Origin of the sequence: Rhodococcus artemisiae, assembly GCF_036327795.1 — a bacterium.
Classification (GTDB): Bacteria; Actinomycetota; Actinomycetes; order Mycobacteriales; family Mycobacteriaceae; genus Rhodococcus; species Rhodococcus artemisiae.
On sequence record NZ_JAUTXY010000002.1, the window covers coordinates 100371 to 120574 of the forward strand.

General features: G+C 65.6%; 19 protein-coding genes. 13 read left to right on the forward strand and 6 right to left on the reverse strand.

Annotated elements, in window-relative coordinates; genetic code table 11:
- Together pgi and Q7514_RS04730 are read left to right on the forward strand one after the other, a co-directional pair.
- Window positions 1–1650: a glucose-6-phosphate isomerase gene (gene pgi / locus Q7514_RS04725; protein ID WP_330132105.1), complete on the forward strand. Its 1650-nt coding sequence runs from the start codon at window positions 1–3 to the stop codon at window positions 1648–1650.
- A gap of 3 nt (window positions 1651–1653) precedes the next feature.
- Entirely contained in the window at window positions 1654–1944 is a 291-nt protein-coding gene (locus Q7514_RS04730; protein ID WP_330132106.1) for a WhiB family transcriptional regulator, read from the forward strand.
- A 61-nt stretch (window positions 1945–2005) separates the two neighbouring features.
- Here Q7514_RS04730 and Q7514_RS04735 read toward each other — a convergent pair whose 3' ends face one another.
- Window positions 2006–2836 carry an SDR family oxidoreductase gene (locus tag Q7514_RS04735; protein ID WP_330132107.1) on the reverse strand — a complete coding sequence of 277 codons (831 nt, stop codon included), beginning with the start codon at window positions 2834–2836 and terminating at the stop codon, window positions 2006–2008.
- Window positions 2837–2922: 86 nt separating this feature from the next.
- Between Q7514_RS04735 and Q7514_RS04740 the strand changes: the two genes are divergently transcribed.
- The 5 genes from Q7514_RS04740 to Q7514_RS04760 all read left to right on the forward strand — a co-directional run bounded on the left by Q7514_RS04740 (window position 2923) and on the right by Q7514_RS04760 (window position 8469).
- Window positions 2923–4500: a methylmalonyl-CoA mutase family protein gene (locus Q7514_RS04740; protein WP_330132108.1), complete on the forward strand. Its 1578-nt coding sequence runs from the start codon at window positions 2923–2925 to the stop codon at window positions 4498–4500.
- Window positions 4500–4895, forward strand: coding sequence for a cobalamin B12-binding domain-containing protein (locus Q7514_RS04745; RefSeq protein WP_054717303.1), 396 nt, complete (start codon window positions 4500–4502; stop codon window positions 4893–4895). The genes Q7514_RS04740 and Q7514_RS04745 overlap by 1 nt, the downstream gene beginning before the upstream one ends.
- Window positions 4896–4994: 99 nt before the next feature.
- Complete coding sequence (locus Q7514_RS04750) at window positions 4995–5951, forward strand: LLM class F420-dependent oxidoreductase (RefSeq protein WP_330132109.1); 957 nt, start codon at window positions 4995–4997, stop codon at window positions 5949–5951.
- On the forward strand, window positions 5948–7003 hold the full coding sequence (locus Q7514_RS04755) for a CaiB/BaiF CoA transferase family protein (RefSeq protein ID WP_330132110.1): 1056 nt from the start codon (window positions 5948–5950) through the stop codon (window positions 7001–7003). Before Q7514_RS04750 ends, Q7514_RS04755 begins: the two co-directional genes overlap by 4 nt.
- Window positions 7004–7248: 245 nt before the next feature.
- Window positions 7249–8469, forward strand: a complete 1221-nt coding sequence (locus Q7514_RS04760) for an IS110 family RNA-guided transposase (protein ID WP_330132111.1) — start codon at window positions 7249–7251, stop codon at window positions 8467–8469.
- A 56-nt stretch (window positions 8470–8525) separates the two neighbouring features.
- Here the strand turns inward: Q7514_RS04760 and Q7514_RS04765 are convergent, their stop codons facing one another.
- Window positions 8526–9563 (reverse strand): ferredoxin--NADP reductase, encoded by a 1038-nt coding sequence (locus Q7514_RS04765; protein WP_330132112.1) that lies wholly within the window; start codon window positions 9561–9563, stop codon window positions 8526–8528.
- Between the two features lie 120 nt (window positions 9564–9683).
- On the opposite strand from Q7514_RS04765, the gene Q7514_RS04770 reads away from it, so the two are divergent.
- Genes Q7514_RS04770 through Q7514_RS04790 form a run of 5 tightly spaced genes read left to right on the forward strand, consistent with a single transcriptional unit; the run spans window position 9684 to window position 14716 of the window.
- Window positions 9684–11087, forward strand: a complete 1404-nt coding sequence (locus Q7514_RS04770) for a class I adenylate-forming enzyme family protein (protein ID WP_330132113.1) — start codon at window positions 9684–9686, stop codon at window positions 11085–11087.
- Window positions 11065–11970: an acyl-CoA dehydrogenase gene (locus tag Q7514_RS04775; protein ID WP_330132114.1), complete on the forward strand. Its 906-nt coding sequence runs from the start codon at window positions 11065–11067 to the stop codon at window positions 11968–11970. The genes Q7514_RS04770 and Q7514_RS04775 overlap by 23 nt, the downstream gene beginning before the upstream one ends.
- A complete protein-coding gene (locus Q7514_RS04780; protein WP_330132115.1) occupies window positions 11957–13045 on the forward strand; it encodes an acyl-CoA dehydrogenase family protein in 1089 nt (362 codons plus the stop codon). The genes Q7514_RS04775 and Q7514_RS04780 overlap by 14 nt, the downstream gene beginning before the upstream one ends.
- A gap of 1 nt (window position 13046) precedes the next feature.
- Window positions 13047–13814 (forward strand): enoyl-CoA hydratase/isomerase family protein, encoded by a 768-nt coding sequence (locus Q7514_RS04785; RefSeq protein WP_330132116.1) that lies wholly within the window; start codon window positions 13047–13049, stop codon window positions 13812–13814.
- A 20-nt stretch (window positions 13815–13834) separates the two neighbouring features.
- Window positions 13835–14716, forward strand: coding sequence for an alpha/beta hydrolase (locus tag Q7514_RS04790; protein ID WP_330132117.1), 882 nt, complete (start codon window positions 13835–13837; stop codon window positions 14714–14716).
- A gap of 63 nt (window positions 14717–14779) precedes the next feature.
- Here Q7514_RS04790 and Q7514_RS04795 read toward each other — a convergent pair whose 3' ends face one another.
- Together Q7514_RS04795 and Q7514_RS04800 are read right to left on the reverse strand one after the other, a co-directional pair.
- Entirely contained in the window at window positions 14780–16051 is a 1272-nt protein-coding gene (locus Q7514_RS04795) for an amidohydrolase family protein (RefSeq protein ID WP_330132118.1), read from the reverse strand.
- Window positions 16052–16059: 8 nt separating this feature from the next.
- Window positions 16060–17406 (reverse strand): cytochrome P450, encoded by a 1347-nt coding sequence (locus Q7514_RS04800; protein ID WP_330132119.1) that lies wholly within the window; start codon window positions 17404–17406, stop codon window positions 16060–16062.
- A 254-nt stretch (window positions 17407–17660) separates the two neighbouring features.
- Between Q7514_RS04800 and Q7514_RS04805 the strand changes: the two genes are divergently transcribed.
- Entirely contained in the window at window positions 17661–18596 is a 936-nt protein-coding gene (locus tag Q7514_RS04805) for a zinc-binding dehydrogenase (RefSeq protein WP_330132120.1), read from the forward strand.
- A gap of 71 nt (window positions 18597–18667) precedes the next feature.
- Here Q7514_RS04805 and Q7514_RS04810 read toward each other — a convergent pair whose 3' ends face one another.
- Both Q7514_RS04810 and Q7514_RS04815 read right to left on the reverse strand, forming a co-directional pair.
- Entirely contained in the window at window positions 18668–19417 is a 750-nt protein-coding gene (locus tag Q7514_RS04810; RefSeq protein WP_330132121.1) for an SDR family NAD(P)-dependent oxidoreductase, read from the reverse strand.
- Window positions 19414–20181, reverse strand: coding sequence for an SDR family oxidoreductase (locus tag Q7514_RS04815; RefSeq protein WP_330132122.1), 768 nt, complete (start codon window positions 20179–20181; stop codon window positions 19414–19416). Before Q7514_RS04815 ends, Q7514_RS04810 begins: the two co-directional genes overlap by 4 nt.
- Window positions 20182–20204: the final 23 nt, after the last annotated feature.

The following is a 20204-nucleotide window of genomic DNA, read 5'->3' on the forward strand; positions in this document are numbered from 1 at the left end:
ATGACTTCGGTTGCACAGAATGTGACCACTCTTCCACAGTGGAAGGAACTCGACGCGCATCGCGCCGACATCGAGTCGGTGCACCTGCGTGAGCTGTTCGCAGCAGATCCCACGCGGGTCGGGGCGATGACCGCCACCGCCGCGGATCTGAGGGTCGACTACAGCAAACACCGAATCACCACCCGGACCAAGGAACTGTTACTCGACCTCGCGCGCGCGACCGGGGTCGAGGGCGCCCGAGATCGGATGTTCGCCGGTGAACACATCAACGTCACCGAGGGCAGGGCGGTTCTTCACACCGCACTGCGACTGCCGTCGACCGCGCAGTTGACGGTCGACGGTCAGGATGTGGTCGCCGATGTGCACGACGTGCTCGGGGCGATGGGCGATTTCTCGGATCGGGTCCGGGACGGCCGGTGGCGCGGAGCCACCGGGGAGAAGATCACGACAGTGGTCAACCTCGGTATCGGCGGATCCGATCTGGGCCCGGTGATGGTGACTCGCGCGCTGCGGCACTATCACGACGGCCCGCATGTGCGGTTCGTGTCGAACGTCGACCCGGCCGACCTCACGGCAGCCCTCCACGGACTGAATCCGGCCACGACGTTGTTCATCGTGGCGTCGAAGACGTTCTCGACGGTCGAGACACTGACGAACGCGACCGCAGCGAGGCGCTGGATCGTCTCCGCACTCGGAGAAGGCGCGGTCGCAGCGCATTTCGTTGCGGTGTCCACACATGCACAGCGCGTCGCAGAGTTCGGGATCGACCCGGACAACATGTTCGGCTTCTGGGACTGGGTCGGAGGCCGGTACTCGGTGGGCTCGGCGATCGGGCTATCGGTGATGTGCGCGATCGGCCGAGAGCGATTCGCCGAACTGCTCGACGGGTTCCACCGCGTCGACGCACACTTCCGCACCGCGTCCCTCGAGGAGAACATTCCGGTCCTGCTCGGCCTGCTCGGCGTGTGGTACACGAGCTTCCTCGGCGCGCACTCGCGTGCGGTGCTGCCCTATTCCAATGACCTCGTGCGCTTCCCTGCCTATCTGCAGCAGCTGACCATGGAGTCGAACGGCAAGTCCGTCCGTGCCGACGGCGCTCCGGTGGGATGCGCGACCGGCGAGATCTTCTGGGGGGAGCCGGGAACGAACGGACAGCACGCGTTCTATCAGTTGCTGCACCAGGGAACGCACCTGGTGCCGGCGGACTTCATCGGGTTTGCCATGTCGACGGGCGATCTGCCCACCGTCGACGACTCGGGAAGCATGCACGACGTGCTCATGGCGAACTGCTTCGCGCAGTCGAAGGTGTTGGCGTTCGGGCGCACAGCAGACCAGGTGCGGTCCGATGGCACGCCCGAGGAATTGGTGGCGCACAAGGTGATGCCCGGCAATCAGCCGTCGACGACCATCCTTGCGCCGAAGCTGACGCCGTCGACCCTCGGGCAGCTGATCGCGTTGTACGAGCATCAGGTGTTCGTGCAGGGCGTGGTGTGGGGGATCGACTCGTTCGACCAATGGGGCGTGGAACTGGGGAAGGTGCAGGCAACGCAACTGCAGCCGGCGTTGTCCGGTGACGGCGATCCGGCGACGGGCGATGCCTCCACCGACGCGCTCATCCGAATCTATCGAGAGATGTCGAAGGGAGAGTGAACCGTGCCCGCTCTGAAACTCCTCAAACTCCCCCCGCCGGTGGCGGAGTCGTGGGACTGGCAGATGGACGCGGCGTGCCGCGACGTCGATGGGGCGATCTTCTTCCACCCCGACAACGAGCGTGGAGAACTGCGCGAGGAAAGGGTCGCGGCTGCGAAGCGGATCTGTCAGGTGTGCCCCGTGCGTGCACAGTGCTCGAGCTACGCCTTGGAATCCGGTGAACGTTACGGGGTCTGGGGTGGCATGACCGAAGAGGAACGGAAGGCTGCCCGCAGGCGGCGTGTGGTCCGGTAGTGCTCCCGGAATGCGACGGCACCGAGTGAGAATCACTCGGTGCCGTTTCTGCGTGCGGTGATCAGGCGTCGAGGAACAGATCCCGCTGAGGTTCGTCGCCGCCGCCGTAGCGCGAGAGATCGGTGACACCGGCTGCGGTGAGAACATCCGCGTCGATGTAGCACTTGCCGCTGGTGGCCTTCGCGGGGCTCGACAGGATCGCGACCGCGGCGTCGGCCATGATCTCGGGGCTCCGCGACGACGACAGCAGGTTCTCGCCGTCCTGCATGTTCGCGACCGCGGAGGTGGCGATGTAGGTCTCCGGCCACAGGCAGTTCGCGGCGACGCCGGCCTCGGCGTATTCGGCCGCGAAACCCAATGTCAACAAGGACATTCCGTACTTGGACAGTGTGTACGCGGGATGTGCACCCAGCCAGTACGGGTTCATGTTGATCGGTGGGGAGATCGTGAGAATGTGCCCGTTCTCGGACTTGCGCAGATGCGGCAGTGCTGCCTTGGTGAGGAGGAAGGTGCCCCGGCAGTTGATCTCCTGCATGAGGTCGTACTTCTTCGCCGACAGATGCTCTGTCGGCTCGGTGCCGATCGCGCTCGCATTGTTGACGCACATGTCGATGCCGCCGAATCGTTCGACGGCGGTGTCGACGGCGCGCTGCACGTCCTCTTCCTTGCGTACGTCGCCGACGATGGCGACGGCCTTGCCGCCGGCTGCCTCGATGTCGGCCACGGCTGTGTGGACCGTGCCCTTCAGCTTCGGGTGGGGTTCGGCTGTCTTGGCCAGGAGCACTACGTTCGCGCCCTGTGCCGCGGCTGCGACGGCGATCGCAAGTCCGATGCCGCGGCTGGCGCCGGACACAACCATCGTGCGGTCGCGAAGTGCATGCTGGCTCGTCATCGTTCTCCCTGCTCGGATTTCGTGGGGCTCATTCGTTCTCACCGATGATATTGGCATTCTCATTTTCTGCAAGTAAGGTATCCAGCGTGAGCGATATCGTGGAAACCTCGTCCGGGATCCCGCTCGATCCGGTGTACGGGTCGGGGGATCGAGAGCGCGAACTGCCCCTACCGGGCAAGTTCCCCTTCACCCGTGGAAACTTCGCCTCCGGTTACCGGGGCCGGCTGTGGACATTCCGTCAGTACTCGGGCTTCGGCACCGCTGAAGAATCCAACCGCCGCTACCGCTACCTGCTCGAACAGGGCGGAACCGGGCTCTCGGTCGCGCTCGACCTGCCCACTCAGTGCGGTTACGACTCCGACGACCCCGAGGTCACCGAAGAGGTGGGTCGCGTCGGTGTCGCCGTCGACACTCTGGCGGACGCCGAGATCCTGTTCGACAGCATTCCCCTCGACAAGATCAGTACGAGCTTTACGATCAACGGCACCGCCGCGATCCTGTTGGCCTTCTACGTGGCGGCAGCCGAACGCAAGGGCGTGCCGCGTGAGAAGCTCACCGGCACCATTCAGAACGACATCCTCAAGGAATACGCGTCCCGCGGTACGTGGATCTGGCCGCCCGAACCGTCCCTACGGCTGATCGCCGACACGATCGAATTCTGTGCCGCCGAAGTCCCGCGGTTCAACGCGATCTCAGTGGCCGGCGCACACTTCCGCGACGCCGGAGCCAACGCGGTCCAGGAGATGGCCTTCACCCTCGCCGACGGTGTCACCTACTGCGACACCGTGGTCGAGCGCGGTCGCATGACCATCGACCAGTTCGCGCCGCAGATCTCGTTCTTCTTCTACACCCACGGCGACTTCTTCGAGGAAATTGCCAAATACCGCGCCGGACGCCGTCGTTGGGCGACCATCGTCCGCGAGCGCTACGGCGCGACCACCGACAAGGCGTCGATGTTCCGTTTCGGTTGTGTCGCCGGTGGCGCCTCGCTCTACGCCCCACAGGCGCAGAACAACCTCGTGCGTGTGGCCTACGAGTCCATGGCTTCCGTGCTCGGGGGCGTCCAGTCGATGTTCACTGCGGCGTGGGACGAACCGTTCGCCCTGCCGAGTGAGGAATCCGCGACACTCGCGCTGCGTACGCAGCAGGTCCTCGCCTACGAGACCGGCGTGACCCGGGTGGCCGACCCCCTCGGCGGGTCCTACTTCGTCGAGGCACTCACCGACCGCACCGAAGAGCGCATCGTCGAGATCATGACCGATCTCGAGCAGCACGGCGGCATGGTTCGAGCGATCGAGGACGGCTACCTCCAGGGCCTCATCGCCGACGAGGCGTACAAGCTCCACAAGGAGATGGAGGCCGGCGAGCGACCCATCGTGGGCGTCAACAAGTTCGTCTCCGACGAGCCCGCGCCGGAGATCTCCACCTACGAACTCGATGCCGAAGGTCGCGAGATGCAGCTGAAGCGTCTCGCGAAGGTGAAGGCAGAGCGTGATCCCGAGGCCGTGCGCAGCACCCTCGCAGCCTTGTCCCGCGCAGCGGAAGGAACCGACAATCTCATGCATTCCCTGATCGACTGCGCCAACGCCTACTGCACGGTCGGCGAAATGGTGTCCACACTCAAGTCCGTGTGGGGCGAGTTCCAGCAGCCGGTGGTGTTCTGATGACCGCCCGAGTTCTCGTCGCCAAGCCCGGACTCGACGGCCACGATCGTGGCGCCAAGATCGTCGCCCGCGCACTGCGTGATGCCGGCTTCGAAGTCATCTACACCGGGATTCGCCAGAAGGTAGAGGACATCGTGTCCATCGCCGTCCAGGAGGACGTGGCCGTGGTGGGTCTCAGCATCCTCTCGGGCGCGCACGTCGCCTTGACGACGAAGGTCGTCGAGGCCCTGCGTGCCGCGGATGGCAGCGACATCGACGTGATCGTCGGCGGCACCATCCCGCAGTCCGACGTCCCCAAGCTTCTCGATGCCGGGGCCGCCGCGGTGTTCCCGACCAGCACGCCACTCGACGAGCTGGTCGCCGGAGTGCGCAAACTGACCGAGAACGCACGCTGACCGGCAACCCGGACCAGGCGTAACCCACTCTCGAGCCCGGCCACCGAGCGCGCCACCGGGCCGCGCAGTCAAACGAACTCGTCGAATGCTGGAGGAATCGTGCGGATCGGAGTGATGGTCGGACCCGAGCAGGGTGATACGGCCCGCAAGGTCGACCGGATGCTGAAAGACGTCGAATGGGCCGAATCCGCGGGATTCGACACCGTGTGGGTCCCCCAGATCCCCACGGACTTCGACGCATTGACGGCCGTCGCCCTCATGAGCACGAGGACGAGCCGAATCGAGATCGGTACCGCTGTCGTGCCTCTCCAGGCGCAGCACCCGGTGCACCTGGTGCGCCAGGCACTGTCCACCCACGCCGCGCTGAACGGACGACTCGCGCTCGGTGTCGGCCCGTCGCACCATTGGATCGTGCAGGACATGCTCGGCCTGCCCTACGAGAAGCCCGCCAAGTTCACCCGGGACTACCTCGACGTGCTCGGCGGCATCAAGGATCTCCCCGGGTCGATCGACGTGGAGAACGACACGTTCACCGTGCACAATCCGCTCGATATCGGACCTGTCGCACCGATGCCGCTCCTGGTAGCTGCGCTGGGGCCGGTCATGCTGAAGATCGCCGGTGAACGCGCCGACGGAACCATCCTGTGGATGGCCGACGAACGCGCGATCGGCGAGCACATCGTTCCCCGCATCACGAAGGCCGCTGCCGATGCAGGCCGCCCCGACCCGCGGATCGTCGCTGGTGTGCCGGTATGCCTGTGTGCACCGGGCGAGGAGGGCATCGCGCGTGAGCGCGCCAACCGCATTCTCGCGGAGGCCGAGATCTCGCCGAACTACCAGCGTCTGCTCGAGCAGGGCGAGGCAAAGGACATCGGCCAGATGGCCATCGTCGGCGACGAGAACGCAATCCTCGCCGGGTTCAAGCGGTACCGCGACGCGGGCGTGACCGATCTGTCGATGCGCCTGCTGCCCATCGGCAACAACCGCGACGAACTGGTCGCGTCGAAGTACCGCACCCGTGAGGTCGTCGCCGAGCTCGCGAAGGAACTGCGGTGACCACGAGTCCCGGCCCCCTCGCAGGTATCCGGATCCTCGAGGTCGGCCACATCCTTGCCGGACCGTACGCAACGATGATGCTCGCCGATCTCGGGGCCGAGGTCACGAAGATCGAACCACCGACCGGCGACCTGTCGCGGCAGGTCAGCGACGCGTACTTCGCGAGCCTCAACCGGGGCAAGCGGAGTATCTGCCTCGATCTGACCACCGAGGACGGTCAGCGCCGGCTCGGCGAGCTCGCCGCCGAATCACATGCTCTGCTGGTCAATCTGAAGCCGTCGGCGATCCGGAAGTACGGCCTGACCTACGACGCACTGCGCCGGTTCAACGACAAGATCGTGTGTGTCGCGCTCACGGGGTACGGCCTCGACGAGGGCGATGATCCGGCATTCGACTACGTCATCCAGGCGGTGGCGGGCGTCGCCGATCTCACCGGCGACCCCTCAGGACCGCCGACTCTGCCTGGGTATTCGGCAGCCGACAACTCGACCGGCCTGACGGCGGCGCTCGGACTGCTCGCCCAGATCGTGTCGGGTCGCGGGGGCCAGGTCGAGGTGTCGCTGCGCGATGTCATGCTCTCGCAGCTCAATTATCGTGCCTCGGCGTATCTCAACGAGGGAACGGCGCCGCGTCGTATGCCGAACGGGGCGCACTCGTACTACGTTCCTGCGCAGCTGTTCCCGACATCCGAAGGCACGTTGGCACTGTTCATTACGCACGACGGATTCTGGCGGACGTTCGCGGCGGAGGCCGGCGTCGACGGTTTCGAGACGATGGCCGAGCGCGCGGCCAATCGTGACGAGGTGCTTGCCGTCGTCACCGAGGCGCTCGCCGGCGACACTGCCGCCGGGTGGGAATCGCGGTTGCGTCCCTTGGGTGTGCCCGCCGCCGCGGTCCGGTCGCTGCCGGATGCGCTCGAGGCCACACCGTCGATGATCGTGGAGGCCGGCGATTTCCGGCTCGTCGGAAGCCCTATCCGAGTCGACGGCTACGAGCCCGAATACGGGGCGCCGCCGCGGCTGGGCGAACACGGCACGCTTCCCGTCGGCTAATGGGAGGTATCAAGCCTGGCCGATCCGGCAGACTTGATACCTGGTAGCCGCTGGTGGATGAGCACTCTCGTCGGCTGGACCCCGACCGAGTCCTGAGATCAGACCGTGCCTCCACCGGCGCGCCAGGAGGTCTGCATCGCTGATGGGATGTCGTGCCCGGCCGAGGTCGTGAGCACTCGACCATTAGTCCGCGAACCGACTTCCTGCAGGCTGCCGCCGACGCTCGACGATCCAGGAGGTGCAGGTTGTTGTACATCGGAGACGACTGGGCCGAAGACCACCACGACGTGGAGGTCCAGGACGAACACGGCCGGGTCCTGCGGCGCGAACGACTGCCGGAAGGAATGGCGGGGATCCGCGGATTCGGGGAACTCGTCGGACGGTTCGCCGACGATGACACCGAGTTCTCCGACGTGCTGGTGTGCATCGAGACCGACCGCGGACCCTGGGTGCAGGCCCTGCTGGCGGCCGGCTACACCGTGTTCGGTGTCGACCCGAAACAGGCTGCGCGGCACCGGGAAATCCTCGGAAACTCCGGAGCCAAGAGCGACAAGGGAGACGCGCACGCCCTCGCCGATATGCTCCGCACCCGCCGACATCAACTTCGTGAGGTTGCCGCGGACTCCGAGGTCGTGGAGGCGGTCAAGGTAGTCACCCGCGCTCACCAGACGCTGATCTGGGAACGCACTCGCCACCTGTTGCGGTTGCGGGTAGCGTTGCGGGACTACTTCCCCGCCGCGCTCGAGGCCTACACGCCGCTCGGGCTCACCTCCACCCCAGTGTTGACCCTGCTGGCCAAGGCCCCGACCCCGGATATGGCCGCCGCGCTCACCCTCCGGCAGATCACCGCCGCGTTGAAGAGCCGCCGTGACATCGAGACCAAAGCGGCGGCGCTCCAGCAGGTACTGCGCGCCGAACACCTCGGCCAGCCCGCTCCTGTGACCACGGCGTATGCGGCGACGGTCCGGTCACTCGTGGCGATCCTGACGACGCTGAACTCCGAGATCGCGAACCTCGAGAAGGACGTGTCGGCGCATTTTGGTGAGCACCCGGATGCTGAGATCCTGCTCAGCCAGCCCGGTCTCGGCGTCGTTCTCGGTGCCCGGGTGCTTGCCGAGTTCGGGGACGCCCCGGGCCGTTATACCAGCGCGAAGGCGCGCAAGAATTACGCCGGGACCAGTCCGATCACCAGGCAGTCCGGCAAAACGCGAGTGGTCTCCGCCCGGCATATACATAACGATCGGCTCGTCGATGCCCTGCACATGCAGGCTTCCTGCGCGCTCCTGCACGATGAGCAGGTCCGTGCCTATTACGACCAGCTTCGCGCCCGCGACGTCAGCCACAATGCCGCTCTGCGGCAGGTCGGCAACCGGCTCGTCGGCATCCTCCACGGCTGCCTCAAGACCCACACGCACTATGACCAGGCGACCGCGTGGTCGCATCGTCAGCACACCCTCGCTGCTTGACAGCTGAGATCCAGGGATGTCTGATCGGAGTCGTCGGTCGCGACATGCCGGAGGGTCTATTCGTACCGCACCTTGATGGAGCAGTCCGGTACGGCCTGGCAGGTGAGGGTGTAGCCGTCGGCGATCTCGTCGTCGCTGAGTGCGTCGTTGACACGCATGGTGGCGCTGCCGTCGGTGATCTTCGCGATGCAGGTCGCGCAGTTGCCGGCCTCGCACGAGAACGGGGGTGCCAATCCCGCGCGACGTGCGCTTTCGAGCAGGGTCTCTCCCGGATTCAGCGGCACCGACACGCGCTGGCCGCCCAGCCGGATCGATACCGTGCCCTCGATCGGCGCGGCTGCGGCCGGGGCCCCGATGTCGGCAGCCGCGGCCGGGGTCTCCGCGTCGGCAGCCTTCACGGGTTCCGCAGCGGCGCCGAAGCGTTCGCTGTATACCGTGCCGGGGCCGGTGAGGGCGGACTCGATCATGTCCATGAATGCCTCGGGGCCGCACAGGTATGCGTCGGACGCGGTGTCGGCGCCGATGAACTCCAACGCACCCGCGGGAGTGAGCAGGCCCAGGTCGTCGTCGAAGTGGCGAACCACGGTGAGGCGTCCGGCGTACTTCTCGACGAGTTCGTCGGTCACGGCGTCGAAGATCGCTGCGTTGCGGTCGCGGTCTGCGATGAGCAGACGGACGTCCCGATCGGTGGTGGCGAGAGTGCTCTTCGCGATGGACAGAAGTGGGGTGATGCCGCTGCCGCCCGCGAAGCCGATGACGGGCCCCTCACCCTGGCGCAGCAGGAAGGTGCCTGCGGGGCGGGTGATCTCCACCTGATCGCCTTCGGCCAGGTTGTCGTGCAGCCAGTTGGAGACCTTGCCTCCGGGGACTCTCTTGATGGTGGTCATCATCTCGGTGTCGGTCTCGGGGGCACTCGACATCGAGTACGACCGGTAGAGGGAGGTGCCGTCGACGTCGACCTTGAAGGTGCAGAACTGTCCTGCCTGGTAGGTGAACGGCCCATCCTCGGGAACGAGCACGTAGGTGCGGGCGTCGTCGGTCTCTTTCACGATTCGGGTAACGGTCGCGCGCTGGAACAAAGGTGGTCTCGCCATGGACCGTCTCCTCCTGGTATCGATATTCTGCTACTAGGAGAGTACTATTCTCGCCAGTGAGAGCGAAAGCTCGCGATGGAGTTCTTCCCAGGATGAGACGGGATCGTAAGGAACGAGGACATGGCCGACCGCACCGTGCTGGCCTTCGACCAGCAGGAATACAGCCGCGCGCAACTCGAAGCGCTTGCTGCCGGTATGGCTGCGTCCCTCGAGCGTCGCGGTGTCACACCCGGCGACCGTGTGGCCCTCATGTCGTCGAACCGGCCCGAGTTCGTCATCGCCGTGCTGGCCATCTGGCAGGTAGGTGCAGTCGTCGTCCTGATCAGTCCGGCATGGAAACGCGCTGAAGTCGCGCACGCGCTCGACGTCAGCGCCGCGACCCATGCTGTCGGCGACAACTCGATACTGGCCGACCTGATGCCCACCCTCTGCCTCGACGATCAGATCGAGGAAGGATTCCGGCCGCCCACGCCGGCAGGACCGGATGCCGACGCCGTGCTGGTCTTCAGTTCCGGCACCACAGGTCTTCCGAAAGCGGTCCGGCACACCCACGCGTCGTTTGCCGCCGCAGTCGTGCACTGGCGCGACGCCCTGAAACTCACCGCGAGCGATCGCATCCAGATCGTCACGCCCCCGTCGCACATCCTCGGCCTGCTCAACATCGCAACCGCACTCGACGCCGGCGCCTGGCTGCGGCTGCATCGGCGTTTCGATCTCGACGCGATGCTGCGCCACATCGAGAGCGACCGCATCACCGTCGAGATGGCGGTCGCACCGATCGCCCTGGCCATGGCGTCACACCCGGAACTCGAATCCTTCGACCTGTCGTCGCTGCGCTACATCATGTGGGGCGCCACGCCCGTCACACCGAGCGTCGCCGAGACGGTCACTCACCGCACCGGCGTGCCGTGGGTCCCCGCATACGGTGCGAGTGAAATTCCCGTGATCGCCTGCAGCCCGATCGACGGTGCGCGCCTGGACAGGGTGGGGCGTGCGGTACCGGGTGTAGAGATGCGCGTCGTGTCGCTCGAGACGGGCGAGACACTCGCACCGGACCACACGGGGGAGATCCAGGTGCGCTCCGCGTCCATGATGGCCGGATACCTGCCCAGCGACACGACCGCAGACGCATTCGTCGACGGCTGGTACCGCACCGGCGACGTCGGCAGTGTCGACGCCGACGGCTGGGTGCGCATCACCGACAGATCCAAGGACATGATCAAGGTCAACGGCTTCCAGGTGGCGCCTGCCGAGATCGAAACCGTGCTGTTCTCCCACCCCGACATCGCCGATTGTGCGGTGTTCGGCGTCGACGACCCTTACACCGGGGAAGCCGTCGTCGCTGCGGTCACGACCACCGCACCGATCGAAGCCGACGAGATCATCGACCTCGTCGGGAACACCCTCGCCTCGTACAAGCGTCCGAGCCGAGTGGTCTTCGTGCCCGAAATCCCGCGCCTGCCCTCCGGCAAGGTGTTGCGCCGAATACTCGAGGAGCGCCATGGACGTACGTCTGACCAATGAACAGCAGCAATTGCGCGACGCAGCCGCAAAACTCGCCGACGACCTGGGGCCGGGTTCGGTTCAGGACCTCGACGACGCGACACGTGTCGCGCGGCTGGAGAAGACGGTCGCCGCGGCCGGCTGGCGCGAACTGCGTTCCGACGGCGCCTCCGGCGTCGAGGTTGCCATCGTTGCCGAAGAATTCGGCAGAGGACTCGTGGATGTTCCGTTCCTCGGGCCGATCCTCGCCGACGACCTGCGACGACACCTGTCCGACGAACAGCAGACCTGGGCGATCGCCGTCGGCGACGACGCGTTCGACGTGGCGGGACTCACGCGCGCACTCGTGGTGCGCGACAACAGTATTCTCTCGGCCGAGATCGGCGGCCCCGCCGAGGGCGCCGACTTCACCCGCGCATTCGCGACGTTGGTCGAACCGTACGAACAGCTCGGCGACCTGTCGTCCGAACAGATCGAGCGAGGATATGCGCTGGCGTTGGTCGCCACGTGCGCGGACCTCGTGGGAACCTCGCGTGGTGCCCAGGCGGCCGCGGTCGACTACGCCAAGATCCGCGAGCAGTACGGCAACACGATCGGCTCGTACCAGGCCGTCGCGCACCTGCTCGCCGAGAGCGAAGCGCTCATCGAAGGATCCATCAGCGTGCTGCGGCACGCGGCGTGGGCCGTCGACGAGCTGACACCCGCGGAGGCCGTGCGCGCCGCGCGGATCGCGAAGGTCTATTGCGCCCGTGCCGCACGCACCGTGTGCGAGACCGCCATCCAGGTGCACGGCGGCATCGGAAACACCTGGGAATGCATCGAACATGTCTACCTTCGGCGGGCGCTGACGTCCACCGAACTGTTCCCCGTGAGCCTGGAGGAGATCGACCTTGGACTTTCGTGACTCGCCGGAAGAAGCCGCGTTCCGCACGCGGCTGCGCACCTGGCTCGCAGAGATAGCAGGCAAGTTCCCCACATCGGGCGACGAGTACTGGGCGAAGCAGGGAGAATGGCACCAGGCCCTGTACGGGGCGGGATTCTTCGGATTGTCCTGGCCCAAGGAGTACGGCGGCCAGGAACTCCCGCCGGTCTTCGACGTGATCCTCGACGAGGAACTCGCAATCGCCGGGGCGCCGCCGCGGCCCAGCCTCGGTTACCTCGTGGTGGGTCTCGGGCATCACGGAAGCAAGGAACTGCAGCAGCGGTTCCTGCCCGGGATGATCAACGGCACGCAGCGGTGGTGCCAGGGATTCAGTGAACCCGGCGCCGGCTCCGACCTCGCGTCGCTGACCACCACCGCGACCCGCGACGGCGACGAATACGTCATCCACGGGCACAAGATCTGGACGAGCTACTCCGACGTCGCCGACTGGTGCCTGTTGCTCGCGCGCACCGATCCGGATGCGCCGCGGCACCGCGGTATCTCGGCGTTCATCGTCCCGATGAAGCAGCCGGGCATCGAGCAGCGGCCATTGAAGATGATCAGTGGTGTCACCAAAGAATTCGGTCAGGTCCTGTTCGACGGTGCGAGGGTCTCTGCGGATCAGATGGTCGGCAAGCCCGGCGACGGCTGGCGTATCGCGATGACGGTGGTCGGCCACGAACGAGAGCCCTCCACACTCGGATTCGCAGCCCGCTACGGCAAACTCGTCCGCCAGCTTGCCGCCCGCACAGAAGGCAGACCGCCGGAAGATCTCGCGTGGGCCGCGGTGCAGTCGGAGATGCTGCGTCTGCACGTGCGCCGCCGGCTGTCGGAACAGCTCGACGGCGTGAACCACGGGTCGGAGGGCTCGCTCGACAAGTTGCTCATGACCTGGGTGGATCAATCGGTCGGACACGCCGCGCTGGCGGTGGCCGGCACCCGCGACACCGAACTGCTCGGCTCGTACATGTACAGCCGCGCGCAGTCGGTGATGGGCGGTACATCGCAGATCCAGAAGAACATCATCGCTTCACGAATCCTCGGATTGGGGGTCTGACATGTACGACATGCCCGACGAAATCGACGTTCAGGCCGACGGCCCGCTGCGGATCATCACCCTCAACCGCCCCGACGATCTCAATGCGGTCAACGATGCACTGCACGAGGGCCTCTCGCGACTGTGGACGCGCCTCAGTGCGGACCGCGATGCGCGTGTCGCGGTGATCACGGGTGCCGGCAGGGCCTTCTCGGCCGGCGGCGACTTCACCTATCTCCAGGAACTCGCGAAAGATCGGGACCTGCGCGCGAAGTCGATCTCCGACGGGCGTGAACTCGTGCTCGGGATGACCCGGTGCCGAATCCCCGTGATCGCCGCCGTGAACGGACCCGCAGTGGGGCTCGGCTGCAGCATCGTGGCGCTCAGCGACATGGTCTACATGGGTGAGAAGACGTACCTCGCCGACCCGCACGTGCAGGTCGGTCTTGTCGCCGCCGACGGCGGTGCGCTCACCTGGCCGCTGCAGATCAGTCTGTTGCAGGCGAAGGAGTTCGCCTTCACCGGCCAGCGGATACCCGCGCGGCGAGCGTTGGAATTGGGGCTGGCCAATCACGTGGTCGAAGATCCGCTCAGCGAGGCACTCGCGGCGGCCAAGAACATCCTGGATCAGCCGCAGAAGGCGATCGAGGCGACGAAGCGCCTGATCAACATCCAGCTCGAGCGTACGGTGCTCGCCGCCATCGACTTCGCGCTGTCGGCAGAGGAAATGACGTTTCAGAGTGATGACTTCCAGGCCAACATCGCGCGCCTGACCGCCGGCAAGAGCTGACGGCAAGCATGCTCGGCCGTATGAGGTCGCTGGCAAGTTTTCATCCTGATCTGCGGGTCGCGGCGCTGGTGGCGCCGCGACGCGCGGTGACACCGAGGACCCTCCCGGTGTTGCGCCGACTCACCAAGGCGATCAGGGGTAGAGACGCGGATGTCCACGTCCTGGAACCCGGTGTGGCGGTGCGGTATTTTCGTCCGCGCACACCGGTCGGCGACGAACCGCGTCCGGCGTTGCTATGGATCCACGGCGGTGGTTACGTGTTCGGCCGAGCCGTGCAGGACGATGCGCTGTGTCAGCGTTTCGCCGATCGGCTCGGTGCCGTCGTCGCATCGGTCGATTACCGGCTCGCGCCGGAGTTCTCGTACCCGATCCCTGTGGAGGACTGCTTCCAGGCCTATCGGTGGCTCGTACACCGGCCCGAGGTGGACCCGTCGAAGGTCGTGATCGGCGGTGCCAGTGCAGGTGGGGGTCTTGCCGCGGCGCTCGCGTTCGCGATACGCGGCAGCGACCTTACGAAGCCGGCGTTCCAGCTCCTGGTCTATCCGATGCTCGACGACCGGACTGTCTCCGGGCCCGACCACATGCGTTTGTGGGACGAGGACTGCAACCGCTTCGGGTGGGCGAGTTTTCTCGGGGACGCCGATGCCTCGATTGCGGCGCCGGGACGTCGAACAGACCTGGCGGGGCTCCCGCCGGCGTGGATCGGTGTGGGATCCAACGATCTGTTCGCGCGTGAGGATCGTGAGTATGCGGACCGTCTCGTCGAAGCCGGGGTGCCGTGCGAATTCCATTCGGTATCGGGGGCTTTCCACGGTTTCGACCTCGTCTCCTCGCGCAGCGGTGTCGCGCGGGAGTTCTTCGACGAACAGTGTGCCGCCGTGAGCAAGATCCTGAAGGCCTGACCTTACCGACAGAACGACGGCGCTTCCGAACTCCCCGGAGTCCGGAAGCGCCGTCGTATCGGTCTACGAGTGAGCGAGTTCGTAACGCCGACGGTATTCCTCCTTGGACGTCTCGCTGACGTCCACGTCCTTCGCGCGGGCACGCAGGGCACCGACCGTGGCCTGCTCACGCGGTGTGTGCTCGAACGGATCCCAACCGAAGAAGCGTGCGGCGTTCTCGAAGGTGACCTTGTCGATCTCCTCGTCGGTGAGTTCGGCGGCGACGAATTCCTCCATCAGCACCTCCGGCGACCGCGGCCAGGTGGAGTCCGAATGCGGGTAATCGCACTCCCAGGCGATGGTGTCGATTCCGAGGCGTTCGCGGTTGTTCAGGCCGCTCGGTTCGGTGATGTAGCAGGCGAGGAAGTTCTTCTTCCACACGTCGGTGGGCGACATGCCTTTCGGGAGGAAGCTCGCACCGGTCCAGGACTGGTTGACGATGTGGCGTTCGAGGCGGTCGAGCCAGGGCGCGACCCAGCCGACGCCGCCTTCGCTCATGGCGACCTTGAGATCGGGGAACTTCTGGAATGCGCCGCTGAGCATCATGTCGGTCGCGGCGATTGTCGAGATCAGAGGGGTCAGGACCAACATGTCGTCGAGGTTGAACGCCTCTGGTCGTTTGACCAGGCCCATGCCGCCGCCGATGTGCAGGCTCACCACGATGTTGTGCTCGACGCAGGCCTTGAAGATCGGGTCCCAGTGTCCGGATTTGAAGTCGGGGTAGCCGTCTCCGACGCCGTAGGGGGTTTCGGGGATGGAGATGGAGCGGCAGCCCATGGCGGCGAGCCGGTGGATTTCCTTGACGGACTCGTCGGCGTCGTAGAAGGGAATGATACCGAGTGGGATGAAGCGTCCGGGGTGGGTGCCGGGCACTTCGCCGACGACCCAGTCGTTGAAGGCCTTCAACGCTGCGAGGGAGAGCTTCTTGTCGGGCAGGGTGGCGAGGTGGGTGCCGGCGAAGCCGGGGAAGGTGGCGAACAGTGTTGCGGCGAGGGTGCCGTTGGCGTCCATGTCGCGGACGCGTTGGTTCATGTCGTAGACGCCGGGCCGCATCTCGGCGTAGCCGGTGGGGTCCATGCCCCATTCCTCTTTGGGCCAGGAAACCACTGCATTCAAGCCGGAGCTGCCGACGACGGTGCCCTGGAACTGCCATGCCTGAACTTCGGGGTTGCGGGGGTTGGCGGTGAGTTTGGGAGCCTGGTCCATGAGGCTCTTCGGGAAATGCTTCTCGAACAGATCTGCCGGCTCGACCACATGATCGTCGATGCTGACCATCACCATATCGTCGATATTCATCGAATTCCTCACTGTTGCACCGCTACCGGAGCGGCAAGTTCTCGTTCGTCGATCATGAGCTGAAGGGAGGCCAGAGTCTCGTCGAGTCCGGCTCCGGTACGCGGGCCAGGAGTGAAGGTCGCCGGGAGCTGTCGCATTCCCTGAATGACACCGATGGAATCGTAGTGAACCGCGCCTTCCGGGTCGCAGTGGAAGTCCGGCATCCGGTCGAGTACCGCCACCAGCATCCGCTTGAACACGGTTCGCGCCAGGTTGGATCCGATACAGCGGTGAACCCCCAGGCCGAAACTGAAGTGCCGGTTGCCCCTGCGCTCGAGGTCGACGGTGTCGGGGTCGGTGAACAATGCGGGGTCGCGGTTGGCCATTGCCCAGGAAAGCCACACACGCTCGCCTTCTTTCGCTTCTGCGCCGTCGATTTCCGTGTCGGCGGAGAAGGTACGGCCGTCGCCCGGGGACGGGCAGAAGAAGCGGAGAAATTCCTCGGTTGCCGAATCGAGCAGTGTGTCCCGCTCGGTGCTGAGGGTCTCGCGCTGGTCGGGATTCTGCGACAACCACTCGAGTGCGTGGGACGTCAGGGCCGTCGTCGTATCGAAGCCACCGCCGATGAGCAGGCTGAGAACGCCGAGTTGCTCGGATTCCTCCGGCTCTTCGCCGTTGACGATGGCCTTGACGATTGCGTCGACCATGCCGGGGCGCGGAGACTCCCGGATCTCGCGAAGGTTGGAGAGGAGATCCAAGCCCATGAGTCGGTGTAGTTCCGCGACGCGGACCACGTCGGGAGAGTCCGGGGGTGTGTACATCGCCGCATGGACCGGTTCGCAGTACACATTCCATTTGGCAATCGGGATGCCGAGCATCGCCAACGTGATCACCGCTGGGACGATATTCACGAGATCGTCGATGAAGTCGATTTCACCGGTCTCGATTTTCTCGTCGAGGCATGCGCGGATCACCTCGTCGATGACGGGAACCCACTTCTTGACTGCGGCGGGAGACAGGTACGGATTGAGGACCGCGCGGAACTCGCGATGCTCGGGGTCGTCCATCTCGAGGATTCCGCCCCTGACGCCGGATGCCCTGGCTACGGACGGGATCATGATCCCCTTGTACCCGCGGCGAACTCCCTTGATGTCGTGATCATTCGAAATGTCGGCGCTCCGGGCGAGGGCGAATACTTCGTCACTGCCGGAAGCAACCCAGTGGCCACCGTGGGTGTCGGACCACGCAAACGGGCACTTGGACTGCAATTCCTGGGTGATGTCCTGGAACTTGCCGCGATAGTCGGGTGCGTGTCGGTCGAACTGAAACACCGGCTTCCTGCGGTCGGTGTCGGATACGGCGTCGTCAACGGTCATGGTCCTGCCATCTCGTGTGTCGGTGGAGGCGGATTGCGATCACGCGCGCCCGTGCAGTCGCGTAGTCTTCATTGCAAGAATCATATTCCAGGTGTGGAGAACCATAATCGCGTGCGCGATGATTCCGCAAGGCTTCACATGTGGTGTCACCGAGAACGGGCGCGTCGATCCGCTCAGACGCGCGGATCCCAGACTCGGCGGACCCGGGCGGCATCTACACAGCCTCGGGTCGGCCCACGACGAAAGGACGGAAATTGAAGGCGTGGCAGTTCGAGGGGACCGGCAAACCGATTTCGTTGAACGACATTCCGGAACCGCAACCTGGCCCCGGGGAAGTCGTCATCGACGTCAAGGCCGCCGGGCTGTGTCACAGCGACATCATGTACATGCAGGTCGGTGAGGCGACTATGCCGTTCCTCCCGATGACTCAAGGGCACGAGAACGCCGGAGTCATCAGCGCACTCGGCGCAGGCGTCGAAGGATGGAACCTCGGCGATGTCGTCGGAGTCTGCACATCCGGTGCCCGTCCACCGGCCGGAATGTTCACCCCGGGTGGATTCGCCGACAAGTTCCTCGCCGACGCCCGAGATCTCGCGCGAGTACCGGAAGGGCTCGATCTTGCGCTGGCGGCGATCGCGACCGATGCCGGCATGACGTCGTACCACGCAATCATCGAAGTGGGAGGCGCTGCGGCCGGGATGAAGGTCGGCGTCATCGGATACGGCGGTCTCGGCCAATTCGGCACGCGCGCAGCAGTGCTGGCGGGAGCGCAGGTGCATGTGGCCGAGACGAAGGATTCCGTGTGGGATCTCGCCCGAGCGGCAGGGGCCGTCGACGTTGTGCGAGATGCCGGAGAATGGGCGGGCCAGGGATTCGACCTCGTGGTCGACTACGCAGGCTTCGACACCACGAACAAGGCGCTCGAGGCGATCAAGCGCGGTGGCACCGTTGTCCAGGTCGGTCTCGGAAAGTCGACGTTCACCGTGAACACTCCCACGATGCTCGGCCGGACTCTCGTCGGCTCCCTGGGTGGCACGGTGCAGGACATCGAAAAGGTCTACGCGCTACTGCTCGCCCGCGAAATCGAGCCCGAATACACCGAGATCGGCTTCGACGAGATAGGTGCGGGCCTGGAGCGTCTTCGTCGCAACGAAGTTACCGGACGCCTGGTGGCACGTTTCGGGGACTGACCGGTGTCGGCAGTCGGACAGTGACGGCGAGGGCCGGTCATCACGTGGATGACCGGCCCTTGTTCGACGAGTTACTGCTGCGGTATCAGCGTTTCCGAGCGCTGGATCGTGCCCGTGATTCCCGAGGCGTCCTGCTGCCCGAGCAGGACGGCGGCGGCGCCCATCGTTTCCGGCGGCTCGATGGCCTCCGGCGGAATCTTCTGTCCGCCACCGCCGGCCAGCCACCCTTCGGTGAGCACGACACGGGACGGCGACAGGCAGTTCACCGCAATGTTGTCGGCCGACAGGTCGGACGCGAGACCGGTGTAGAGGCGCTCGGCACCGGCCTTCGACACCCAGTAGGCGTTCGATCCACGATCGATCATCGTGACGCCGGTGGTGGTCACCGCGATCATCGACCCGCCGCCGCGCGCACGGATATGCGGGATGGCGGCCTTCGTCACGTTGAACACACCGGTCAAGTTCACGTCGAGACACAGCTGCCATCGCTTGAGCGGTGTCGACTCGATCGGTCCCATCCACAGGACGCCCGCGTTGGCGACGAGGATGTCCAGGCCCCCGAATTCGCCGACCGTCGTGGTGATGGCGGCGTCGACGGAAGCCTCGTCGGTGACATTGCACTGGACCGGGATCGCCTTGCCGCCGATGGAATCGATCCGCTCGGCGACCTCGCCGATGGTGCCCGGGATCTTGCCTTCCTGTTCGGTCCGCGCGGCAACGGCCACCGCGGCCCCCGCATCAGCGAGGGCGACGGCGATCGCAGCCCCGATCCCACGGCTGGCACCCGCGACGAACGCGACCTTTCCCTCGAGGGGCGTCACTTCGGCGGGAACCTCAGCGCACCGTCGAGACGGATGGTCTCGCCGTTGAGGTAGTCGTTCTCGACGATCGACGCCACCAGCGTCGCGTATTCGACCGGGCGGCCCATGCGCTTGGGGTGAGGGACCTGCGGGCCCCAGTACGCCTCGAGCTGATCGCCCGCCTTGCCGTAGGCGGGGGTCAGGATGGTGCCGGGGGCGATGGTATTGACGCGGATACCCAGCGGCGACAGGTCGCGTGCGGCGACGAGCGTCATACCGAGGATGCCACCCTTCGCGGCCGAGTAGGGGAGCTGACCGATCTGGCCTTCGACGCCTGCGATCGACGCGGTCTGGACGATGACGCCGCGCGAGCCCTCGTCGTTGAACGGATCCTGCTTGGCGATTGCCGCCGCGGCCAGACGCAGGACGTTGAACGACGAGGTCAGGTACGACTGGATGGTCTTTGTGAAGCCCTCGAGCGGCATCGGGCTGCCGTCCTTGCCGACGAGCCGGCCGCCACCTGCGGGACCACCGTGGCAGTCCACGGACACCCGCAGCGGACCGAGTGATTCGGCTTCGGCGATGGCCGCGAGCACCGACTCCTCGCTTCCGGCGTCGGTGTTGACGTAGCGCACGCCCAGCTCGTCCTCGAGGGCCTTGCCTGCTTCGTCGTTGACGTCTGCGACGACAACCTTGGCGCCGCCTTCATGGAGGCGGCGAACGGTGGCCTGCCCGAGGCCTCCGGTGCCTCCGACGACGATGGCCGAGATACCTGCGATCTGCATTCCGATTTCCCTTCTTGCAACTA